The organism is Neorhizobium sp. S3-V5DH, from assembly GCF_004343065.1.
GTDB classification, from domain to species: domain Bacteria; phylum Pseudomonadota; class Alphaproteobacteria; order Rhizobiales; family Rhizobiaceae; genus Neorhizobium; species Neorhizobium huautlense.
The window spans coordinates 11,916-30,122 of sequence record NZ_SMCL01000020.1 but is presented as its reverse complement, the minus strand read 5'-3'; the positions used below and the strand labels follow the sequence as shown (position 1 = coordinate 30,122).

General features: G+C 59.2%; 15 protein-coding genes. 2 read left to right on the top strand and 13 right to left on the bottom strand.

The window, feature by feature from the left end:
* Nucleotides 1-39: 39 nt before the first annotated feature.
* The gene (locus tag EDE09_RS21910; RefSeq protein ID WP_245505220.1) at nt 40-840 is read left to right on the top strand and encodes a serine/threonine-protein kinase; all 801 of its coding nucleotides are present in this window, start codon (nt 40-42) and stop codon (nt 838-840) included.
* Between the two features lie 6 nt (nt 841-846).
* Here EDE09_RS21910 and EDE09_RS21905 read toward each other — a convergent pair whose 3' ends face one another.
* The 9 genes from EDE09_RS21905 to EDE09_RS21865 form a co-directional block, all read right to left on the bottom strand.
* Nucleotides 847-1,983 carry a polysaccharide biosynthesis/export family protein gene (locus tag EDE09_RS21905; protein WP_105370950.1) on the bottom strand — a complete coding sequence of 379 codons (1,137 nt, stop codon included), beginning with the start codon at nt 1,981-1,983 and terminating at the stop codon, nt 847-849.
* A gap of 154 nt (nt 1,984-2,137) precedes the next feature.
* Nucleotides 2,138-3,631, bottom strand: coding sequence for an acetyl-CoA hydrolase/transferase family protein (locus EDE09_RS21900; protein ID WP_105370949.1), 1,494 nt, complete (start codon nt 3,629-3,631; stop codon nt 2,138-2,140).
* Between the two features lie 104 nt (nt 3,632-3,735).
* Nucleotides 3,736-4,458: an ABC transporter ATP-binding protein gene (locus tag EDE09_RS21895; protein WP_105370948.1), complete on the bottom strand. Its 723-nt coding sequence runs from the start codon at nt 4,456-4,458 to the stop codon at nt 3,736-3,738.
* Nucleotides 4,455-5,204, bottom strand: a complete 750-nt coding sequence (locus EDE09_RS21890) for an ABC transporter ATP-binding protein (protein WP_105370947.1) — start codon at nt 5,202-5,204, stop codon at nt 4,455-4,457. Before EDE09_RS21890 ends, EDE09_RS21895 begins: the two co-directional genes overlap by 4 nt.
* Entirely contained in the window at nt 5,201-6,217 is a 1,017-nt protein-coding gene (locus EDE09_RS21885) for a branched-chain amino acid ABC transporter permease (RefSeq protein WP_245422770.1), read from the bottom strand. The genes EDE09_RS21890 and EDE09_RS21885 overlap by 4 nt, the downstream gene beginning before the upstream one ends.
* 23 nt (nt 6,218-6,240) lie before the next feature.
* Entirely contained in the window at nt 6,241-7,098 is an 858-nt protein-coding gene (locus EDE09_RS21880) for a branched-chain amino acid ABC transporter permease (RefSeq protein ID WP_132412922.1), read from the bottom strand.
* Nucleotides 7,099-7,275: 177 nt separating this feature from the next.
* Complete coding sequence (locus EDE09_RS21875) at nt 7,276-8,454, bottom strand: ABC transporter substrate-binding protein (protein ID WP_105370944.1); 1,179 nt, start codon at nt 8,452-8,454, stop codon at nt 7,276-7,278.
* Between the two features lie 288 nt (nt 8,455-8,742).
* On the bottom strand, nt 8,743-9,966 hold the full coding sequence (locus tag EDE09_RS21870; protein ID WP_245505219.1) for a LysR family transcriptional regulator: 1,224 nt from the start codon (nt 9,964-9,966) through the stop codon (nt 8,743-8,745).
* Between the two features lie 88 nt (nt 9,967-10,054).
* Nucleotides 10,055-11,230, bottom strand: a complete 1,176-nt coding sequence (locus EDE09_RS21865) for an ABC transporter substrate-binding protein (protein ID WP_132412920.1) — start codon at nt 11,228-11,230, stop codon at nt 10,055-10,057.
* A 704-nt stretch (nt 11,231-11,934) separates the two neighbouring features.
* Here EDE09_RS21865 and EDE09_RS21860 point away from each other — a divergent pair.
* Entirely contained in the window at nt 11,935-12,675 is a 741-nt protein-coding gene (locus EDE09_RS21860) for an alpha/beta hydrolase fold domain-containing protein (protein WP_245505218.1), read from the top strand.
* 61 nt (nt 12,676-12,736) lie between these two features.
* Here the strand turns inward: EDE09_RS21860 and EDE09_RS21855 are convergent, their stop codons facing one another.
* The 4 genes from EDE09_RS21855 to nadA form a co-directional block, all read right to left on the bottom strand.
* Nucleotides 12,737-14,554 (bottom strand): DEAD/DEAH box helicase, encoded by a 1,818-nt coding sequence (locus EDE09_RS21855; protein ID WP_132412916.1) that lies wholly within the window; start codon nt 14,552-14,554, stop codon nt 12,737-12,739.
* Between the two features lie 244 nt (nt 14,555-14,798).
* Nucleotides 14,799-15,653 (bottom strand): carboxylating nicotinate-nucleotide diphosphorylase, encoded by an 855-nt coding sequence (nadC, locus tag EDE09_RS21850; protein ID WP_132412914.1) that lies wholly within the window; start codon nt 15,651-15,653, stop codon nt 14,799-14,801.
* Between the two features lies 1 nt (nt 15,654).
* The gene (locus tag EDE09_RS21845; RefSeq protein WP_132412912.1) at nt 15,655-17,196 is read right to left on the bottom strand and encodes an L-aspartate oxidase; all 1,542 of its coding nucleotides are present in this window, start codon (nt 17,194-17,196) and stop codon (nt 15,655-15,657) included.
* Nucleotides 17,193-18,164: a quinolinate synthase NadA gene (gene nadA, locus EDE09_RS21840; protein ID WP_105370938.1), complete on the bottom strand. Its 972-nt coding sequence runs from the start codon at nt 18,162-18,164 to the stop codon at nt 17,193-17,195. Before nadA ends, EDE09_RS21845 begins: the two co-directional genes overlap by 4 nt.
* Nucleotides 18,165-18,207: the final 43 nt, after the last annotated feature.

The window sequence follows — 18,207 nt, the reverse complement described above, 5'->3', positions numbered from 1 at the left end:
AATGGGGAAAAAGGACCGCATTCTGAAGATCACAGAACAATGCTTGCGGATCGTATCCGTGACGCACTGGATCGCGGCATGGACAAGCTCGATACGTCGGACAAGAACATCATCGCCAACAGTTTTACATTGGAGGCTTTGGTCCACAGCGGTACTGCCACCGATGTTTTTCGCGCCCGTCATCGGGATCTCGGCACATACCACGCGATCAAGATGCTTCGTGCGGACCATTCCCACGACCCGATTGCGCGCAGGCTTCTGCTGCGCGAAGCGCAGATCGGGATGATGTTGCGCAATCCTCGCATTGCGGCAACCCAGACGGTATTGCGCCTGTCGGACGGAAGGCCAGCGCTTGTCACCGAATGGATCGATCAGCGGATTGCAGACCTTTTGCCGGGGTCGCTTTCGCTCAAAGACGTGGCGACGATCATGGCTGCGGTGCTGTCGGCTCTCACCGCCGTGCATGCCGCAGGTTTTGTCCACTGCGACCTGTCGCCTTCAAACATCCTTCACGGAAACGGGATTCGGGATATCAAAATCGTCGATTTCGGAATTGCGCTGGAAATCGGCCGTAGACATAACGAGCTCGATCTTGCTTTCGCCGGTCAACCGGATTTCGCCTCGCCGGAACAAATCGCGGGAGAAGCACTGGATCCGCGCTCGGACCTCTACGCCGCCGGGCTTTTGCTGTCGCTGCTTCTGCGGAATTTTCGCGAAACAGGCGAGAAGGCAGAAGAACTGAAGACTCTCGCGATCCGATTGTCGCAACGGCGTCCGGAAGACAGACCGGAAAGTGCGGAGGCCGCCCTGTGTCTGCTAGGCGACCTGAAAGAGCTGTGACGATCTCTAGTTCGAGCCTGGAAGCGGAGCCGCCGCCGTCGGCGCACTCTTCTGGTATACGGTAAACAGCTTTGCGAAATCCACCAGGCCGGAATTGCTGGCGTATAGAATGTCGCCATCCATGACTTTGAACTGCTGCATCAGCGCCAGATTAGAGACATCGTTCAGATCTACCCGGTAGATCGCCGGCTTGTTGGTCACGAAGGGCGCACCAGGATTTTTGGCGGCATTCACCGCTGCGGCCTGGGTGAAGACGGGCTGATTGCGCAGAACGTAAAAATTGCTCGCGTCAGCGCGATCGTCGAGCAAGCCGCCGGCTCGGCCAAGCGCCTGTGCCAACGTCAGCTTGCCCGGCTCGAATTCGAATTCGCCAACACTCTTGAACGCGCCGAAGGCGGTAAAGGTCACAGCGTCCTTTCCGATGTAAAGCTGATCGTCGGGCAGGAGATGGACGTTCTGCCGGTCCTCGTTCAACACCCGCTCAAGCGGTGCGCTGGCACGCTGCTTGCCGCGAATAAGCGTCACTGTTGCAGCGCTTGGTGCAGACGATGCTCCCCCGGCAAGCGCGATCGCATCGAGCACCTTTTCCCTGCGGGCCGTGAGGGGGAAGCGTCCGGCCGAGCGGACATCGCCATTGACGGTAAAGCCGCTCGTCGGTTTGTCGACAACCGTAACGATTGCCTGCGGGTTGACGGCCGATCCTTTTAGTCCGGTAACAATGCGTGCCTGCAGGGCCTCGGGCGACGATTCGAGCACACGTTGCCGCCCCACAAATGGGAGAGTTACAGTTCCGGCCGAGTCGACTGTGAAACGACCAAGATTGAGGGTTTTGCTCTGGGTCGAGGAGAAAAGTCCCTCTTCACCGGTGTCGAGAATCGTCACCTCGATGACGTCGCCGCGACGCAACCGGTTGTCGGCAAAACCGCCGGAGCGCATAACACTAAGGCCCGGATCCGCCCCCGAATAGGCAAGCGGAGATACGGCCACGGGATCCATCGGCGCGTCGGCAAGCCTGACGACACGGATTTTTTCATTCGTTCGGGGATCGGTAGCGCTATAGAAACTGCCGGCCGTCGGGCCATCCGATGGGCGTGCGCACGCAGCGAGAACCGCGACAAAGACGAAGGGCACCAGCTTCCGCATCACCTATCCTATGGCAGTGTTCTGATGATTCAGAGAAATACCAATCTGGATTCCGGCGACAACATCTGGTTGCTAAAAAAATTGATTTGTGACGACAACAAGGCATTGAATGTGGCTTATCGGCAACCCTACCGAGCGGGGAACCGAGACCTCTTCACCCGAGGCGCATCGTACCGGTTTTACGGCTTTGCTCATGCCATGCGAAAGCTTCGTCGAGGAGATGAGGAGTTTGCCCGCCTCTAGCACAGGCACGGGTGAAATAGTCTGATAGACGGTCGCGGAAATCGGGATGGGCACAGTTGGCGATGATCCGCTCCGCGCGTTCGCGTGGCGCCAGTTCTCGTAAATCCGCCAGCCCATGTTCGGTCACGATGATATCGACATCGTGCTCGGTATGATCCACATGGGGCACCATTGGAACCACGGAAGAAATGCGACCTCCTTTCGCCACGGACTTGCTGACGAAGATGGAAAGATACGCGTTGCGGGCAAAATCGCCGGAGCCGCCGATGCCGTTCATCATGTGCGTGCCATTCACATGGGTTGAATTGACGTTGCCATAGATATCGACCTCGAGAGCGGTGTTGATGCCGATGACCCCCAGCCGGCGGATCACCTCCGGATGATTGCTGATCTCCTGGGGGCGAAGCACCAGCTTGTCCCTGTATTTGTGGAACTGCCCAAAAACTCTCTCGGCACAGGCGGCCGACAGGGTAATGGAGGAGCCGGACGCGAAGGTCAGTTTCCCGGCGTCAAAGAGATCGAAGGTGCTGTCCTGCAGCACCTCGCTATACATCCGCAGATGGTGGAATGGCCCGGCGGCCAGCCCGGTCAGAACTGAGTTTGCGATCGTGCCGATCCCGGCTTGCAGAGGCTGCAGCGTCAGGTCCAGACGCCCGTCCTTGATCTCCTGCTCCAGAAAACGAATCAGATGCTCGGCAATCGCATCCGTGTCGGCATCGGCAGGCTCGACCGTCGAGAAACTGTCCTTCTCGTCGGTTACAACGATCGCTACGATCTTCTCCGGATCGATAGGCACATAAGGGAAGCCTACACGGCTATCGCAGGCGACTACCGGGATAGGCACGCGGGACGGTCGCTTTGTCGGCGTATAGATGTCGTGCAGGCCTTCTAACTCGGCGAGTTGGCTAAGATTGATCTCGACAATGATATTTTTTGCCAGGATGGCGAAACTTGCGGAGTTGCCGATCGAAGTGGAAGGGACGAGATAGCCTTCCTCGGTAATCGCAGCCACTTCTACAACCGCATAGTCGATGGGACCAAGCTGGTTCGACCGCAGGTGTTCGACGGTTTCCGAAAGATGCTGATCTATGAACATCACCTCGCCGCGGTTGATAGCGGCGCGCAGTGTCGCATCGGACTGGAAAGGGATCCGGCGAGCCAGAACGCCCGCCTCCGTCAGCATGCGGTCGATATCATGGCCCAGCGAGGCGCCGGTGATCAAGGTAATCTTGAAGGGATCGGTTTTCGCCCGCTCCGCCATCGCGATCGGCACAGCTTTGGCATCGCCGGCGCGGGTGAAGCCACTCATGCCGATGATCATGCCATCCTTGATCAGGCTGGCTGCCTTTTGCGGCGTGGTTATACGATCGAGAAGCGAGGGGCGGCGAATACGGGTTTCGAGCATGGCAACATTCTGATGACTGAACGGCGAGACCTTTAGACAGCTTGTCTATGCCTCTCATTGACCAACGTCAAAGCTGAAGCAGGCTCGCTTAGCCTCATATTCCTTCAGTGCCTTGCACCACCCTTCTCCACTCCGAGATGCTGGCCAAGCACCGCCTCGTCGGCAAGCAACTCGGCGCTGGTGCCCTGGTAGACGATTGCGCCGCGATCTAGAATGACTGCCTCGTCGGAAAGAGGCAGGACCTTGCGTGCCTTCTGCTCGATGATGATCGCCGACATACCCTCGCCCTGGGTAATTCGCTGGATCGCAGCGAGCAGCTCGTCGACGATGATCGGCGCCAGACCTTCGGTCGGTTCGTCAAGCAATAACAGTCTGGGATTGACCATCAAGGCGCGGCCGACTGCCAGCATCTGCTGTTCTCCGCCGGACAGCTGATTGCCAAGGTTTTTGCGCCTCTCCTTCAAGCGGGGAAACATGCCGTAGACACGCTCGACATTCCACACCCCGGGACGCGCGATTGCGGTGAGATTTTCCTCGACTGTCAGAGACTTGAAAATGTTGCGCTCCTGCGGCACCCAGCCGATGCCTGCGGCAGCTCTCCTATCGGCCCTGAGCTTGGTGATATCGCGGCCCATCAGATGGATCGACCCGGAATGATGTGTCGTAACCCCTGCAAGCGTATTGACGAAGGTCGTCTTTCCTGTGCCGTTACGGCCGAGCAGCGCCAGTGTCCGACCTTCGGCAATCGTCAGGCTTATGCCGGCAAGCACACTCGCCTCACCGTAGCCCGCAACGAGTTTTTCTGTCACCAGAACCGGCGCGCTCATGCATTTTCCCCGAGATACACGGCCTTGACGCGCGGATCGGCGGAAATTTCCGCGACCGTGCCTTCTGTGAAGAGCGCGCCAGCAACCAGAACAGAAATGCGGTTGGCAAACGAGAAGACCAGATCCATATCGTGCTCGATCAGAAGCACCGTCACGTCGCTCGGCAGGTCCGAGACGATCGCCAAGACCTCGTGCCGTTCGTCTTCGGGCACGCCGGCCGCCGGCTCATCAAGCAACAGGACGCGCGGCCTGGAAGCGAAGGCGAGCGCGATTTCCAACAGACGCTGCTTGCCGTATGGCAAAATTACGCTTCGCTCGCCCATCACCGAAGCAAGACCAAAACGAGCCAGAAGCGCTGCCGCTTCATCCACGACGGCGCCGTAGCCAGCAATCGAAGTCCACAAATTGTGGCCGATCCCTTGCCGTTCGGCGATTGCCAATGCGACCGTCTCAAGTGGGGTAAAGTCGTTAAAGAGCTGATTGATTTGAAAGGTCCGGGTTAGTCCACGCTTGACCCGGCGGAAGGACGCGAGCGAGGTGATATCCTCCCCTTCCAGGAAGACCTGCCCTTCGGACGGCGGCAGAACACCCGTCAACAGATTGATCAGGGTAGTTTTGCCGGCCCCGTTCGGTCCGATGAGGGCGTGGCGGGCGCCACGTTCCACCTTGAGGCTCACGTCATTGGTTGCGAGGAATGCCCCGAAACTGCGCTTCAAGTTTCTGGTCTCGAGAACGATATCGCTCATCTGCCTTCCTCCTTCGATTTCGAAAGATGCTCCGGCAGATACTCAATCCACCGCGCCAGGCGGTCGCGACCGACCAAAACCAGAACGACAAGGATCAGCCCGATATAGAACATCCAGTACTGCGGTGTGACGATCGAGAGCCAGTCTTTCACCAAGGTGAATAGAACCGCCCCGAAGATGCCTCCGTAGAGGTAACCGGTGCCGCCGATCGTCAGCACGAGCAGCACGTCGGCAGAGCGGTGGAATGCCAGCACGTCCGGCGACACGAAGCTTGTCGTCTGGGCCAGCAATGCACCCGCCATGCCCGCGAACACGGCAGCGATGGTGTAGACCGTCACGATGCGCTTGCGAGCCGGGATTGCGATCATTCCCGCCCGCATCGGGTTTGCCTTGATGGCCTTCAAGGAGAGCCCGAACGGCGAAAAGGCAAGGCGTCGCATCAGCATCGTACCGACGAACAGAACGACAAGGCAATAGACATACCCGGTCTTGCCGAAGAGATCGAACTCGAACATCCCGAGAATTGGGCCAAGCGAAAAGCCGCTGAGGCCGTCCGCACCACCGGTCAGCCATGCCATCTGATTAGCCATTTCCGCCATCATCAAGCCGATGCCAAGCGTCGTCATCAGGCGCGTCAGATCCGAACCCCGCAGAATCAGAAAGCTCGTAATGAAGCCGAGCAGACCGGCTCCGATGCCCGCCGCCAAGAGCCCCACCACCGGCTCCGCCACGTAATGCAAAGCAACCAGGCCGGCGATATAGGCTCCCAGGCCGAAGAACGCGGTATGACCGAGCGACACGATACCGGCAAAACCGAGAACCAGATCCAATGAGACGGCAAACAACGCCAGGATGGCGATCTCGGTCAGAATCAACATCTTCGACGGCAGCACAAAAAAGGCGGCAATCGCGGCAAGCCAGACGATGATTTCATAAAAGCGCACGCGGCTCCTGCGCTTCATCAGCTTGGCGGCACGGCTCGCTGCCGCAGTCGGGGATGACGTCGCAACCATGGTCGCTTCCTGTGGGAGAACACTCATCGGCCACCTCTGGCGAAGAGACCGTTCGGACGAACGATCAGCATCACGATCATCAGCGCGTAGATCACAAACGGCCCGATGGCGGGAACGTAATATTTGCCGGCAACATCGGCGATACCGAGCAACATGGCGGCAAGGAACGGACCGGAGACGGTCGAGGTACCGCCAACCGATACGACGATCAGAAAATAGATCATGAACTTCAACGGGAAATTCGGATCGAGACCCAGAATTTCCGCACCCATCGCGCCGCCGAGCCCGGCCAGACCGGAACCGAAGGCGAAGGTCAGCGCGAAAACCAGCGGCACATTGATGCCAAGCCCCATTGCGACCCGGCGGTCGTCGACAGCGGCGCGCAACCGGCTTCCAAAGCGGGTCTTGGACAGGATGAGCTGCAGGGCGAGAGCAAGGGCTGCGCAGACAATGATGGTGAAAAGCCGATATCGACCAACTCCTACACCGAATACGTCCATCCTGCCGGAAAGCTCCGGCGGAAGATTGATAAGCTGCTGCTGGCCGCCCATGAAATAGTCGGTCGCCGCAACCGCCATGAACACGATCCCGATCGAAAACAGAACCTGATCAAGATGGCTGACCTGATAGAGACATTGGTAGAGCGTCCGCTCCAGCACCAACCCGATCAGCGCCGAGACGATGAAGGCTGCCGGCAAGCACCAATAAAAGGATATGCCATAGCGGTTCATCATTACGACGGTTACATAGCCGCCCGCCATGGCAAAGGCACCATGTGCGAGGTTGATGAAATTCATCAGGCCAAGCGTCACCGTCAACCCGCAGGCCAAGATGAACAACAACATACCGTAGGCGACGCCATCGAACAGGATTGTCAGCATTTGGATCTTCTTTGGGACCGATCATTGACGCTTTCAGGAAGCCTATGATCGCAGGATTTAGCGCGACCGACCATGGCCCTTATCGCCGGAGCCACGGTCGTGATCGAAGATGGCAGGCTTCGCGGCAAAGGGAAGAAGCTGCGGCTCCAGTCCCGCCGCCTGCCGCTGAAGCAGAACTTATTTCGCTTCTGCCTTTTCCGGATCCTTAAGCGCGGCAAATGTCTTGAACTCGACGTTTTGCAGTTCGCCGTTCACGTCCTTGACTTCCCGTATGTAGATATTCTGGATGATGTCGCGGGTATCGGGATCGATCGAGACGGGGCCGCGAGGGCTCGTCCAGGAAAGCCCCTTGACGGCTGCCATGAAAGCCGGGCCGGTCGCATCGCCCTTGGTCTTTTCGAGCGCCGCATAAATCAGCGCCATGCCATCATAACCGCCAACCGACATGAAGTTCGGCCGCATGTTATTGTTGGCCTTCTTGAAAGCTTCAACATAGGCCTTGTTTTCCGGGCTGTCATGCGCGGTGGCATAAAAGTGGCCCGTGATGGTGCCGATCGCCGGTTTGCCCATGCTGTTGAGGATGTCGTCGTCGGTGACGTCGCCAGTTGCAATCAGCTTGATGCCGGCCTCGGCAAGGCCACGGTCGGCGAACTGTTTCATGAACAGCGAGCCAACGCCGGATGGCAGGAAAACGAAGACTGCGTCAGGCTTTGCATCGCGCACCCGCTGCAGGAAGGGCGCAAAGTCCGGATTCTGCAACGGGACCCGCACCGCTTCGACGATTTCGCCGCCCTTGGATTTGAACTCCTTGGTGAACCACTTTTCCGCATCGATGCCCGGACCGTAGTCCGTTACGAGCGTCACCACCTTCTTGATACCGTTTTCGGCCGCCCAGGTTCCTACGGGAAGGGAATATTGAGGCAAGGTGCCCGAGGTGCGAGTGATGTATTCCGATGCCTTGGTGATCGAGGCCGTACCGGCGGCCATCACCACCGTCGGCACCTTCGCCTGGGTCGCGACCGGTGCGACCGACATCGCAAGTGGCGTCAGACCGAACCCGGCAAGCACTTTCGCGCCGTCATTGACGACCAGTTCCTGCGCAATTCTGCGCGTCTGGTCGGCGACCCCGGCATCATCGCGGATGATCAACTCGATCTTCTTGCCCGCAACCGTATCGCCATGAGTTTCGATGAAAGTCTTGACGCCGGCCGAAACCTGCCTGCCCGTCGATGCAAACGGGCCTGTCATCGGCAGGATGAGACCTATTTTTACCGCTTCCTGCGCCGCTGCCGGAAACTGCGCAAGGCAAGCAAGTGCCGCGCTCGCAGCAGCAAGCAATGTTCTTCTGTTGAGCATACCTTCCCTCCTCCTCTTGAATGCTTAGATCCCGTGCAGACACCCAAGGACTGCCGAAAACGAACCAGTTGGTAAACCTGCAGCTCCCTCGCGGGCTTGTCCGAGATTGGTGGCGGCAGTCACCGCAAGATGCTTTGATGCCCCACTATCTTCACTTTCCTCAACTTAGCAACCCGAGAGATCACCGCTTGGCAGATTGTGTCGGCATCATCCGAATTTCTTCCGTTCATCCTAAACGCGCGTTTCATTTCTCGTTAATCAGATCATCTGCCCGGGCATAATTTTTCGTTATAGATCCCTTTCCGGCGGCGTCGGCAAAAGTTCCAGAAAAGTTCTCTGAGCGGCCGTGGGCAACCAGTCTTTACGCACGGTCACCCCAATCGGTCGAGACGTCTTGCTCATATCAAACGGCAGGGCCTGCATGAGGCCTCGCGCTATCTCCGCTTCCGCCTGAAGTCGGGACGTGCAGCCCAGATGTTCGGAAGTGTCCAGGAGTTCACGCATCAGGATAAGTGATCCCGTCTCCACGATATTCTTTGGCGCCCCACCTTCGGCATCGGAAAAAATCTGGTCGAAATAGCGCCTGATGGGCGTTCCCTTCTGGGCCACGACCCAAGGGAAGCTCGTCAAATCTTCGATTGCAATTTCACGCCGACCTGCCAGCGGGTGGCTGCAGCCTGAAACGAGTACGATCGTATCATGAAACAGCACTTTTTGTTCCACGTCGCCGATGGGTGGAGGATCTCGCAAGGCTCCGAGCAAGAAATCGACATCCCCACGGCGAAGAGCGGTTAAAAGATCGCCGTAGGGGCCTTCCTGTATCTGAATGGGCAGATTGGGGCGAAACTTCCGAAAGCTTGCGATCGCTTTCGGCAGCAGGTAGGATTTTGCCAGCGGAGTTGCCCCGATAACAATCCGTCCGATCTCGGCGGCAGTCAATTCGGCAAGATCGGCATCGGCCTGCTCCAATTCAAGCAACGCGAGCCGGGCAGCCTGCGCCAGAGCTTGCGCCGGTCGTGTCGCGACGAGGCCATAGGGGGTTCGCTCAAAAAGCGGGCGAGCCGCCACTTCCTCAAGCTGGCTTACTGCGCGATATACCGCAGGCTGGCTGAGGCCCAATTGCCGGGCGGCCAGCGTGAAATTTTCCGTTTCCCTTACCGCGATCAACGCTTTCAGCTGGGAAGTCGTCGCCGTGACACGCAGTCTTGGCGACAGTTCCGATAACGCAGGGTCCAGATAGCCAAAGGCACGCTCGACACGTCTGGCGAGCACCTCCCCGGCCGAATTGGCAAAAATACGTTGTGGCGTGCGGGAAAACAGCATCAGCCCAGCCGTCTTTTCGATCTTCGACAGGGCTTGCGTAACAGCAGGCTGCGATACGAAACAGAGTTCAGCAGCCTTTGTAATCGAACCGGTATCGATGACCGCGAGAAACGCCCTGAGATGCCGCAGGCTGTGCTGCTGAATCTTGGATTCAGAGAGGATGGGCGGAGACATCATGGCGCCCATCATCTACGGGAACTGCCGTCCAGGCTCAAGCAGCGGCGCACTCTCTTTCATCGATCGGATGGCGGCAGACCCGCCATCCGATTGCGCTGCGTTACTTTGCCGCCGCATTGGGATCCTTGATCTTGGGATAAGTAGCAAACTCGACATTGTAGAGTTCGCCATTCACCTCCTTGACCTCACGCATGTAGATGTCTTGAACGATATCACGGGTCTCCGGATCAATCGTGATTGGGCCACGCGGGCTTGTCCAGGACATGCCCTTCATGGCATCGACGAGCTTTGCCCCATCGGTGTCGCCATTTGTCTTCTTGAGGCTTTCATAAGCCAGATGGATGGCATCGTAACCGCCGACCGACATGAAATTCGGCCGCATGCCCTTGTTGGCCTTTTTCACCTGCTCGACGAAGGCCTTATTTTCCGGGCTGTCATGCAGAGCGGAATAGAAATGGCCGGTGATCACACCCTTTGCGGCCGCGCCAATTCCGTTCAGCAGGTCGTCGTCCGTGATATCACCGGTACCGATCAACTTAATCCCCGCATCCGCCAGACCACGCTCGACGAACTGCTTCATGAAAAGCGAACCGACACCCGACGGGACAAAAACAAAAACGGCATCCGGCTTTGAGTCACGGACGCGCTGCAGGAAGGGAGCGAAATCGGGATTGGCAAGCGGAACGCGCACGGCTTCCACGATCGTGCCGCCTTCCTTTTTGAACTGGTTGGTAAAACCCTTTTCGATGTCGATGCCCGGACCGTAGTCGGAGACTAGCGTCACGACGCGCTTCAGATTGTTCTGCACCGCCCAGGTGGCGACCGGGACCGCCGATTGCGGGCCGGCCATCGAGGTGCGGACAAAATACTGCGACTGCGGCATGATCGCCGAAGTCGTTGCCGACGTGATGATAGCCGGGACCTTCGCCTGGTTGAGAACCGGCGCAACCGACATGGCAAGCGGGGTCAAACCGAAGCCCATCAACATCTTGACCCCATCGTTGACAACGAGTTCCTGGGCAATACGGCGCGTCTGATCGGCGACGCCGGCATCGTCGCGCAGCACGACTTCAACCTTCTTGCCTGCCACTGTATCGCCGTTGAGCGCCATGTAGGCTTTCACGCCCGCCTCGACCTGGCGGCCGGTGGATGCGAACGGTCCGGTCATTGGCAGGACGAGGCCGATCTTGACCACCTCCTGGGCGACGGCCGGCAGAGCCGCCATCGTGCCCAGCGCAACGCCTGCAACGGTAATAAGTGTTCTTCTGGTAATCATCTTCTTCCTCCTCCTAAGACGAACCATCGAAAGCTCTTGTCGGGCGGCATCCTCCTCAAGAGCGCCCTTTAGATTGCCCCAACAGACGCCGCATGCTCAACGGCGATCGATTGGGCATGGGAATAATGGCGTCGACGCCGGCATCCTCATCCTATTCTGTAGACACCGCTCTTTGTATACACACCACCGTAATCTTCTTCCGAGATAGAGCCCGCAAATTCATGCAACTCCGTCTTTTCCCTAGACTCGTTGCGAACGAAATCTCGCGGGAACATCATCATGGCCGTCCGTGGGTGCCCAAGCAGCTTTCATTTCCTCACATTTCTTCCAAAGACTTAAGTCTGTATACATGAAGTGTCAATATTGACCTTTGGCGGGTGCTTTGCGCTCAAACGCATCCACCGTCGGGAACATTCCGATGACCTGCCTGTTGTCGAAGGCGATATTGGAAGGCTCATCAGGCGAATGCTGGAGCTGGAATGGAAACTGCGCCAGGGGCGATCTTTGACCAACGCGACATCCGGCGAGCGCAGATGCTAAACCGCGCGCTTGGTCTGCTTCCCCGTTATCACCCGGGCCGACGGGTAAATGCGTCCATCCTAAATACTCTGATTGGAGCGGGCCAGCGCGTTTTCCCGAAATTCCGTGCGGCTCGAGGCGTCAAGTTCGAAACGGTTGCTGCTGAAACGGGCCAGCGAAGGATAATGCTTCGAGTGCTTCGCGGCCACAGCGGCTCCGCACCGCGCGGCGTCTATCTGCATTTCCATGGAGGAGCCTGGGTTCTCGGCAACGCGCGCCTCGACGACGGGTGGAACGCCGACATGGTGCGTGCCTGCAACGTCACCGCCGTTTGCGGCGACTTTCACTTGGCTGTCGATGACCGGCTTGAGCAAACGATAGAGGACGCCGTTGCGATAACGCAGTGGGTCCTTGACCACCTTCCCGAGCTCCAGGCGGAGCGCATCGTCATTGGAGGCGAGTCTTCCGGTGCTCATCTTGCCGCCATCGCGCTCATCCGTCTTGCCGCCAAGCGATCAATAAATTCGGTCGCAGGCTTCCTCTCCTTTTGCGGGGCATTCGACATGCAAGGGTCGGCAAGTCTCAGGGCGGCAGGAGAAACAAGCCTTGTTATCGACGCCCGCTCGGCACTCGAGAACCTCAAGCGGCTGACGCAAGGCATGTCGGATCACGCGCACCGTTCTGCCGAGCTTTCCCCCTGTTACGCTGATCTCAAGAAAATGCCGCCGGCGCTTTTCATCGCGGGAGCGCTCGATCCAATAGTCGATGATAGCCGCAAGATGTATGAGCGGTGGCAGCAATTCAATGGCAACGCCGAACTCATCGTCGCGCCCGAAGCTCCTCACGGATTTGAGCGCCTTCCCACATGCCTCGCATCCAAAGCCAAAGCTTATGCTCGAGAATGGATGAAGGAACGGCTTACATAGGAGCGAGCACTCCGCCAGAAGCCTTCACTGGGTATTATAAGAACGGCATGCGAAAATAAGCCTATTCTCCTCGTCCACCTGTTTTTGGCTTCTTCTTCTGAAAGGGACGGGTGGGGCCGGGACGTTTCCCGGCGTTTTTGTTGGGCTTGCCCTTTTGCTGGAAGTCAGCCTTCGGACCTCCGGAAAATGCTTTCTTCGCCTTGGGTTGCGACCCCGCCGAGCGATCAAAATCGGGAACGCCGGGCAGTTTCACGACCTTGATGCCGCGCTCAAGCGTCTTGTCCTTGCCGATGGACTGCGCGAAGCTCTCGGCGTGATCCGCTGCGATCTCGACAAAGGTTTCCTCCGCCTGCATCTTGATGGCGCCGATTTCTGACTTGGTAAGATTGCCGTTGCGGCAGAGCATCGGGATGAGCCAACGCGGCTCGGCATTCTGCTTGCGGCCGACCGACAGCGAAAACCAGACTGCCGGGCCGAATTCTGCGCGCGGCGTGCGGGGCGTGCTGGGGAATTCGGAAGCATGACCGCCGCCTTCGCGCGGCTTGCGAGCCGCTCCCTGCTGAACCGAAATCTCTAGAAGATCTTCCGGCGCCGACTGCTTGGCGCGGTAGAGATTGACAAAGGCGGCCGCAAGCTTCTCCGCGCCGTAGGCGGACACCAATCTCGCGACCAGGTCCTGCTCTTCCTCACGCGGTGCCTCATTGAAGATCGGATCGGCCAGCAGGCGCTCCTGGTCTCGCGCGATCACCTCTTCCGCCGACGGCGGCCGCGCCCAGGTCGGCGTGATTTCGGCCCCCGCCAACAGGCGCTCGGCCTTGCGGCGAGCATTGACCGGCACGATGAGGGCGCTGATACCCTTTCGGCCCGCACGACCCGTACGACCGCTTCGATGAAGCAGGGTTTCGGAATTGGTGGGCAGGTCGGCGTGGATCACCAGATCGAGACCGGGCAGATCAATACCACGTGCGGCGACGTCGGTTGCAATGCAGACACGCGCACGGCCGTCGCGCATGGCCTGCAACGCATGGGTACGCTCATTCTGCGTCAGTTCCCCGGAAAGGGCGACTACGTCAAAATTGCGGTTGTTGAATCGAGCCGTGAGATGGTTGACGGCGGCACGCGTCGAGCAGAAGACGATGGCGTTGGTCGCATCGTAGTAGCGCAACACGTTGATGATCGCATTCTCGCGATCGGAAGGCGCGACGGCCAGGGCACGGTATTCGATATCGGCGTGCTGCTTTTCCTCTGTCGTCGTGGAAATGCGAACGGCGTTCCTCTGATAGCGCTTCGCAAGTTTGGCGATGCCGGCCGGGACGGTGGCCGAGAACATCAATGTGCGGCGATCATCGGGCGCCGACTCCAGGATGAACTCCAGATCTTCGCGGAACCCAAGATCGAGCATCTCGTCCGCCTCGTCCAGCACCGCGACCCTCAGGTCGGAGAGATCGAGCGCATTGCGGCGTATGTGGTCGCAAATTCGGCCGGGCGTGCCGACGACGATATGGGCTCCGCGTTCGAGCGCACGCCGTTCGTTGCGGATGTCCATGCCTCCGACGCAACTGGTAATCACAGCACCAGTCACCTCGTAAAGCCAGTCGAGCTCGCGCTTCACCTGCATCGCAAGTTCCCGGGTCGGCGCTATGACGAGCGCCAGGGGATTGCGAGCCTGCCCAAAACGCTCCCGCTCGGCAAGCAAGGTCGGCGCCATGGCAATGCCGAAGGCCACAGTCTTACCCGAACCCGTTTGGGCCGAAACAAGCGCATCGGAGGCGACAAGCGCAGGATCGAGCATTGCCTGCTGAACAGGGGTAAGCGTTGAATAGCCGCGGCTCGACAACGCCTTCGCAATCGCCGGAACGGCGCCGTGGTGATCGGACATTAAATTAACTTTCGGATCTAAGGCGCATGCGCCGGCGCCGCAAAGACGCGGCTAACCTTTAAGCACCTCCTACTCGGGCAACCAGCCAATGTCAAAGAGCGACTTTTGCCTAGGGCAGAGCAATTCAGGTCAGCTTGATGCGTCAGCCAGTTATCTGCGATAAAACCTCGTTACTGACAGCTCGAAAACATGACCCTTAAGCGGCTCGGAGGTGCCGCCCGATGATCATGCAACCGTTGCGTCTTCATGCTTCGACGAAGTCAAGTCCGATGTCGAGCGTTGGCGCGCTGTGGGTGATCCAGCCTAAGGAGAGCAGGTCGACGCCGGATGCCGCGACGGATGCCGCCGTTTCAGGCGTAATGCCGCCCGAAGCTTCGGTAATAGCGCGCCCGGCGACGAAATGCACCGCCTCGTGCAGTTGGGTCGGCGTCATGTTGTCGAGCAGCACCGCATCCACCCCGACTTCCATTGCCTCCCGAAGCTGGTCGAGCGTATCGACCTCGACTTCGACTTTTACCATATGGCCTGCGACAGACTTTGCGCGCCGGATGGCTTCGGAAACGCCCCCGGCAATGGCTATATGATTGTCCTTGATCAGAATGGCGTCATGCAGGGCGAACCGGTGGTTCATACCACCACCCGCCCGGACGGCGTATTTTTCAAGAGCCCGCAAACCCGGTGTCGTTTTGCGGGTGCAGACCACTGCGGCCTTCGTATCTTTGATCGCGCCAACGATCTTAGCCGTCACCGTGGCAATACCGGAGAGATGACCCAGGAAATTGAGCGCCGTGCGCTCGCCAGTCAGGAGCCCCCGCGATGGCCCTTCGATGGTTGCGATGACCTCGCCCGGCTGGACGCTGCCGCCGTCCGGAACGTGGCGCGTTACCGAAATCCTGGGATCAACCAGTGCGAATGCGAGTTCAACTGCATCGAGACCGGCGACGACACCGCATTTGCGGGCAGCCATGACGGCAGTCGAGCGATGATCTTCGGGTATCACCGCCGCCGAAGTCAGGTCGCCGGCAAGCCCGAGGTCCTCCATGAGAGCTGCGCGAACGGCAGGTTCGACGACAATGCGGGGAAGAGCAGCAAGGTTCATGTTACGCAGTCCTGGCAAGCGGTTGGCGGATGGTGAAGCGAGCAACATGCAGCGCTTCGGCAAGGCTCATCCTGCGCCGCTGTGCATCGGCAAACTTGGCTGGAAAATCGGTGCGTGCGTGCGCGCCGCGGGATTCTTGTCGCAAGCTTGCAAAAACTGCGATCAGCAATGCAACAATTGCCGGGTCGGCGCCTGTCCCTTCGCTCTCCACCAGCGGCAGCAGGCTGGCGATGGCGGTGTTGATGGCCTCGCCGTTACGCAATACGCCGAGATCGCGGGACACGATCAGCCGGACGGCGGACAGATCCGGTGGCATAGGCAAAGTGGCAGGCGCAACAGTTGCGACCTCGGTCGCCGGAATGCTCGCAACGTCATGTGCCGCCCGCATACCCATGACGGCTGCTTCGAGCAGCGAGTTGCTGGCAAGCCGGTTGGCACCGTGAAGCCCCGTGCACGCGGCCTCCCCAACGACCCACAGCCCGTCAACCGAGCTCCGCCCGCTGTTATCCGTTGCAACGCCGCCCATGTGGTAGTGAGCGGCGGGCCGGACCGGGATGAGTTCACATGACGGATCGATGTCTGCCTCTTGGCAGAGGGCGGCAATTGTTGGAAAACGGTTGGCGAAGCGGCTTCCAAGCGCCCGCCGGGCGTCCAGGAAGACGCGGCCGCCGCGCGCGATCTCGCCCGCGATGGTACGCGCCACGATATCCCGTGGCGCAAGTTCAGCGCCTGGCTCTCCGACAAGAAAACGGTCGCCGCGTTCGTTTACCAGGATCGCGCCCTCGCCTCGCACCGCCTCGCTGACCAGCCCAAGCGGTCGCCGCGATGAATCAAGCGCCGTCGGATGAAACTGCACGAACTCCATATCGGCAAGTACAGCACCGGCACGAGCCGCCAGCATAATGCCCTGACCGAAATTTCCGAGCGGGTTCGTGGTCGCATCATAAAGGCCACCGAGGCCGCCGGTTGCCAGAACGACGCGCGACGTCCGCAAGACCGCAGGGCCGCGGCCGGTCGCACAAAGCAGTCCGGCGACCACTCCGTTCTCCATCAGAATGCGGCGCACCTCCATATGCGCGAGAACGGTAATGGACGGCGTTTTCAGAACCGCTTCGACGAGCACTTTCATAATCGCCGCGCCGGAACCGTCGCCCGCCACATGCACTATCCGCCTGCGGCTATGGGCTGCTTCAAGTCCAAGCGCATAACCGCCGCCATCCGCTCGATCAAACCGGACCCCGTGGCGCTCCAGCGCCGCGACGGCAAGCGGTGCATCCCGGAGGATCGAACCGGCAATGGCCGGGTCGCAGAGACCGTCACCCGCAGCAAGCGTGTCGGCGAGATGCAGCTCGGCACTGTCGTCATCGGCAAGGCTTGCCGCCATGCCACCCTGCGCCCAGCCGCTCGAAGTCGCTTGGCCAAGTCCGTCTCTGGTCACCAGAACCACAGGCTGCGGAGCGAGCGTAATTGCCGCCATCAGCCCCGCCAGCCCGCCGCCGACGACGGCGACCTGTCCGCTGAGGTGCCTGATCTCGTCGATCATATCGCGAGCATCCTTTCGACCGAGCGACGGGCGGCCGCCGCGATCGCCGGATCGACGGTGACCTCGTGGCGATTCTCCTCAAGCGCACGGCGGATATTGGAAAGCGTGATGCGCTTCATATGGGGGCAGAGATTGCAGGGGCGGATGAATTCTACATTCGGATGGTGTACCGCGACATTGTCGCTCATCGAGCATTCCGTCAGCAGCACCACCCTTGCCGGTTTCTTCTCGGCGACATAATCCGACATGACGGCCGTCGACCCGGCAAAGTCGGCCTCCGCAACCACATCCGGCGGGCATTCAGGATGGGCCAGGACCGTGATCCCCGAATGAGCCTCTCGAAGGTCGCGTACATCCTGCGCACTGAAGAGTTCGTGAACCTCGCAATGCCCGTGCCAGGCGACGACCTCGACATTCGTCTCGCGGGCCACGTTCTGCGCCAGATATTCATCGGGGATCATCAACACCTTCGGCACGCCGAGCGACTCAACGACCCGCTTTGCGTTTCCGGATGTGCAGCAGATATCGGAAGCAGCCTTTACGGCAGCCGATGTGTTGACATAGGTGATAATGGGCACGCCCGGATGCGCCTGCCGGAGCAAGGCAACATCCTCTGGCGTTATCGACTCCGCCAGCGAACAACCTGCCTCCATATCGGGAATCAGCACCGTCTTTTTTGGATTGAGGAGCTTGGCGGTCTCGGCCATGAAATGGACGCCCGCGAGAACGATCACGTCGGCATCCACCTCGGCGGCCTTGCGAGCCAACGCGAGACTGTCGCCGATGATATCGGCAACCCCGTGGAATATTTCCGGCGTCTGGTAGTTGTGGGCGAGGATGACGGCGTTGCGCGAGCGCTTCAAAGCCAGGATTGCATCGATATCTTCCTCAAACGTCATCCATTCGGCCTTGGGAATGACGCGACTGACGCGATCGTAGAGTGAGGATGCGGAAATCGAAGGGTGCACGCGCTTTCTCCTTATACTCTGGATGAGTATATCATGGGCAGAG